General features: G+C 46.7%; 5 protein-coding genes and 1 pseudogene. 4 read left to right on the forward strand and 2 right to left on the reverse strand.

Annotated elements, in window-relative coordinates; all coding sequences use genetic code 11:
* Positions 1-351 precede the first annotated feature (351 nt).
* Positions 352-1,275: an AraC family transcriptional regulator gene (locus tag ACEW9J_RS24650; RefSeq protein ID WP_373547714.1), complete on the reverse strand. Its 924-nt coding sequence runs from the start codon at positions 1,273-1,275 to the stop codon at positions 352-354.
* Positions 1,276-1,447: 172 nt separating this feature from the next.
* Here ACEW9J_RS24650 and ACEW9J_RS24655 point away from each other — a divergent pair, with 172 nt between their 5' ends.
* From ACEW9J_RS24655 to ACEW9J_RS24670, 4 genes are all read left to right on the forward strand, one after another.
* Positions 1,448-2,182: an SDR family oxidoreductase gene (locus ACEW9J_RS24655; RefSeq protein WP_373547715.1), complete on the forward strand. Its 735-nt coding sequence runs from the start codon at positions 1,448-1,450 to the stop codon at positions 2,180-2,182.
* Between the two features lie 99 nt (positions 2,183-2,281).
* Positions 2,282-3,358, forward strand: a complete 1,077-nt coding sequence (locus tag ACEW9J_RS24660; RefSeq protein ID WP_373547716.1) for an aldo/keto reductase — start codon at positions 2,282-2,284, stop codon at positions 3,356-3,358.
* A 145-nt stretch (positions 3,359-3,503) separates the two neighbouring features.
* Positions 3,504-4,238: an SDR family oxidoreductase gene (locus tag ACEW9J_RS24665; protein WP_373547717.1), complete on the forward strand. Its 735-nt coding sequence runs from the start codon at positions 3,504-3,506 to the stop codon at positions 4,236-4,238.
* Positions 4,239-4,304: 66 nt separating this feature from the next.
* The gene (locus ACEW9J_RS24670; RefSeq protein ID WP_373547718.1) at positions 4,305-4,739 is read left to right on the forward strand and encodes an NAD(P)H-binding protein; all 435 of its coding nucleotides are present in this window, start codon (positions 4,305-4,307) and stop codon (positions 4,737-4,739) included.
* A gap of 22 nt (positions 4,740-4,761) precedes the next feature.
* On the opposite strand, the pseudogene ACEW9J_RS24675 reads toward ACEW9J_RS24670, so the two are convergent.
* Positions 4,762-4,986: pseudogene (locus ACEW9J_RS24675) on the reverse strand (ISAzo13 family transposase); the annotation flags it as partial.

The raw sequence follows: 4,986 nt of genomic DNA on the forward strand, positions 1-4,986 counted from the left end.
ACGAGGTGTAACTCAAGTCATCATCTCATTCAGCCGATTCCTCCAAGGTAAAGCTACCCAAGTCAAAAGGAAAATGTGTAACATCAGAAAAACTAATTGATTACAGAAAAGCTCTAACCTCTGAAATGCAGCTATAGTAAGACTTTCAGCGATATGGCGGCTCACAGCAGCAATCCTCCCTTTACCCCAAATAGTCAGACTATCTCAAGGTAAATCGACATGACTAGATGAACGGAGGTAGGAATCAAGAAAACGGAAATTTGAGAGCCTACTTGACCTCGTCCGCCTCAGAGGTTATGTTACCTTGCTTCGCCGCGCGATCTCGGGTAGCCTCATGCAAAGGAAGTTCCCTTAAGCAGCCCGCAAACGTTCGATATCTCTAATTGGCGGCGCACCAAACATACGGGAATATTCACGACTGAATTGTGAGGTACTCTCATAACCAACCCGATAAGCCGCATTCGTCGCATCAGAATTTTCACTCAGCATTAGACGACGTGCTTCCAATAGCCTCAATTGCTTTTGAAATTGCAACGGACTCATCGATGTCACTTGCTTAAAATGGTGATGGAAAGATGAAGCCGACATATTCGCTCGATCGGCTAAATCTTCAATTCGCATCGATCGATTGAGATCGGCCTTAATCACTTGAATTATCTCGGCGATTCGTTGCATCTTACTACCCGATGTGGCAATCTGACGGACAGCTTCACCTTGTTCACCTATCAACAGACGATAGTAGATTTCGTGGATAATCAGCGGAGCCAGGATTGGGATATCTTGAGGTGTATCCAACAGTCTCGTCAGTCTGAGGGCGCAATCGAGTAAGTTGGTGTCGGCGGTGCTGACAAACAATCCTCTGACAGAATTCTCTAGCTTACTCGCACTTGGTTTGGTTTGAGCGGTTATCAAATCGCAAAGTTGACATAGATCTAAGTCTAACTTGAAGCCTAGATAAGGCCGATCTGGAGTAGCCTCAACTACAAATCCGCTAATCGGTAGATCGACCGAGACGACCAGATATTGAGACGCGCCATAATTATAGGTTTCCTCCCCCAGTAATGCTTGCTTTTTGCCTTGTAAGAGAATGGCAAAGATTGGGGTGCTGACACCATGGAGGCAGACTGGTGCGGCAGATTCGCGCTGAAATTCTAATCGATCGATCCCTGTGTGATGAAAACCGTTCCCCTTACCGTCGGTGTGGCGAGTGACGAGTGCTGCCAGTTCGAGACATCGCTCAGAGATCGGACTGTGATTGAGTATTTCTATCGTCATGCTAGTTACTCCATAAGGATCCGAGCGTTTCCTTTCGAGCATTGTAACGCATCTAATCTTTGTCAAAAAGCTTGGTTTGGAGGATTAGGCAATAAACGGCGAGGTCTGTGTATTTAGAACTGGGGCTGCTGCCAATACTATGAATTCATCAACATCAAATCGGAAAACAACCATGTTAAACGTAGAAAATAAAGTTGTTATTATTACTGGAGCTAGTAGCGGTATCGGTGAAGCTACTGCCAAATTGTTGGCAAAAAATGGCGCGAAAGTAGTTTTGGGTGCACGTCGAATTGATCGATTAGAAACAATCGTCAAAGAGATTCATGCCGAGGGTGGTATCGCCGAATACCAAGCTCTGGATGTCACTCAACGCAGTCAACTCGCTGAGATCGTCCAATTTGCCAAAGATAAGTTTGGACGAATTGATGTCATCTTTAATAATGCTGGAGTGATGCCCTTGTCCCTGATGAAAGATCTCAAAGTCGAGGAGTGGGACAAGATGATTAAGGTGAATATCAGCGGCGTGTTAAATGGGATTGCGGCGGTGCTACCAATCATGGCAGCTCAAGGTGGCGGACAGATTATCAATAATGCTTCGATCGCCGCTCACACGGTGGGGCCGACTAGTGCAGTCTATTCGGCGACCAAACATGCGGTGTGGGCGATCTCTGATGGACTGCGACAGGAATCAAAGAACATTCGCGTGACGATTATATCTCCAGGCGTAACTGAAACCGAACTTGGCTCTGATATTACGCATGAGGCATCACAAGGCTTTTTGCAAGAACTCCGCAAAACCGCATTAAGTTCGGATGCAATCGCTCGTGCGGTTTTATATGCTGTCTGTCAACCCGATGATGTCGATGTCAATGAAATCATCGTTCGAGCCACCGCCAGCGCATACTAAGGCCGCTATGTGAATTTCGGAGCGTGCTGCTACCAGTGAGGTATCTCCTGTTTCATCGCCCATCAGTGGACAAATCAAATATTGAACAGAGGAAGATTTATGAACCAGCCCATCACCCAACTCAATCACTACCGACTACTTGGCAACTCCGGAATGCGTGTGTCGCCCCTGTCCCTTGGCACCATGACCTTTGGAACCGACTGGGGCTTTGGAGCCGACCAAGCCGAAAGCGAGAAAATTTTCGACATCTACGCCGATCGGGGTGGTAACTTCATCGATACCGCCAACATTTACACCAATGGTTCGAGCGAAAGTTTCCTCGGCCAAATGCTAGCAAAGCGCCGCGATCGCTTCGTCATTTCCACCAAATATTCCCTCAATACCGATCCCACCAATCCCAACGCAGGCGGCAATCAGCGCAAATCCTTAGTCCGCGCGATCGAAGCTAGTCTAAAACGGTTGGGTACCGATTACATCGATCTCTACTGGCTCCATGCTTGGGATTATCGCACCGCGATCGAAGACGTAATGCGGGCACTTGACGACATGGTACGCCAAGGCAAAATTCTCCATATTGGTCTATCCGATACGCCTGCTTGGGTGGTTTCGGAGGCGCAAACGATCGCTAAATTGCGCGGTTGGACACCCGTTTCCGCAATTCAAATTGAATACAGTTTAGTCGAACGCACTTCCGAAGCCGATCTGCTACCAATGGCTTGGCAGCATGGGATTACGCCCACGGCTTGGTCGCCACTGGGTGGTGGTATTTTATCTGGTAAATATAGCCAAGCTGACTTAACGGAAGACGCACCGAGTGGCGAAAATCGCGGTGATATGCTCAAAGCAATGGGCAAACTCAATGCTCGAACCCTCGCGATCGCCGATGTTGCCAAACAAATTGCCTCAGAAGTCGATCGCACCGCCAGTCAAGTTTCTCTCAATTGGCTGTTACAACAACCAGGCAAACCAATCCCGATCGTCGGTGCCCGCACAGTCGCGCATTTAGAAGACAACCTCGGCGCACTGGACTTTACGCTGACGACCGAACAGATCGATCGGCTGAATCAAGCCAGTAATTTTGCTCTACCGTTCCCCCACGGTTTCATCACCAGTGGGATGTACAAAAATGTCATCGATGGACAAAATACGATCGAAGGCGGATTCACCGTTTACTAAGAAATGAGGCTGAGGTAATCTCCACATCGCATCAGGCAGGCGGTATCTGCTCAGATACCGCCGACTTTCAATCACTACAAGCAATTAATCTTGTATTGGCAAATTAATTCAAAATTCATCTAAAAATATCGGGAGAATAATAAAAATGAAAACAGCACTAATCACCGGAGCCAATAAAAGTATTGGTTTTGAAACCGCCCGTCAACTGTTGCAACAGAGATATTACATTTATTTAGGCAGCCGTAATTTAGAGAATGGTCTAGAAGCTGTCGAAAAGCTCAAAGCCGAAAGCTTGACTGATCTCGAAGCCATTCAAATCGATGTCAGCAATGATGAATCAGTGAAAGCAGCAAGAGCTGAAATAGGCAAAAAAACCGAAGTATTGGATGTACTAATTAATAACGCTGGTATCCTCGGTGGCATGTCTCAAATAACAAGTACAGATATAGCTGTTTTTAAGCAGGTGTTTGATACGAATTTGTTTGGTGTTGTGAGGGTTACCCAGGCTTTTATGGATTTGCTGCAAAAGTCCGTCCAACCCCGCATCGTGAATGTAACCTCAGGTTTGGGTTCGCTCACTCTACACAACGACCCTAATTGGGAGTACTACAACGTTAAACCGGCTGTTTACAGCCCGTCGAAAGCGGCACTTAATATGTACACTATCGTTCTGGCTTACGAATTGCGGGATACAGCATTTAAAGTCAATGCTGTCGATCCCGGATTTACTGCCACAGATTTCAACCAGCACAGTGGCTCTGGGACTGTAAAAGATGCCGCTGCACGGTTGGTGAAATACGCCACCATCAACGCTGACGGTCCGACCGGAAAGTTTTTGAGTGATGACAACAGCCCAGAAACGGGAGAAAGCCCGTGGTAGTTCCAGGTCGTTAACATAAAACCGCTCGATCGACTGCTCGCTTACAACCAATCAAACGAGGTACTTATGAAAGTTATCGTCACAGGTTCGCTCGGAAACATCAGCAAGCCACTGACAAAAGAGTTGGTGCAAAAAGGACATCATGTAACTGCGATCAGTAGCAATGCCGCAAGACAAAAAGAGATTGAAGCGTTAGGAGCAACCGCTGCCATCGGCTCACTAGAAGATATCGATTTCTTAGTATCCACGTTTGCAGGAGCTGATGCTGTGTATTGTATGGTTCCGCCCAACAACTACTTCGATCTTAACCTCGACCTGTTGGCATATTGTCGCCGACTCGGCAACAACTATGCACGAGCCATCAAGGAGTCGGGCGTAAGGCGTGTGGTTAATCTAAGTAGCATTGGTGCTCATTTAGATAAAGGCTCAGGGATTTTACTTGGTGCCCATGATGTAGAGCAGATTCTCAACGAACTATCATCAGACGTAGCCATTAGGTGATTTCCACCAAAAAAAGTACCAACTAAACATGGATAAGAATATCCCATTTAGGTAAAAGAGGATTTCGTTCTAATCTTTTTTCCACGGAACGCATTTCTATTTTGGTCAGGGAGATCTTTTTTTCGTAAACCTTCTGGTTCATCAGAACAATGGGATGTAATCCTTTCCAGGTCATACTCTTCGCCCACCCCAGCATCGTCTCAACAGTCTGTAACTTGGCTCCATTCCAGTGCTGTTCCAAAATTCC

The organism is Chamaesiphon sp. (assembly GCF_041737865.1).
GTDB lineage: Bacteria > Cyanobacteriota > Cyanobacteriia > Cyanobacteriales > Chamaesiphonaceae > Chamaesiphon.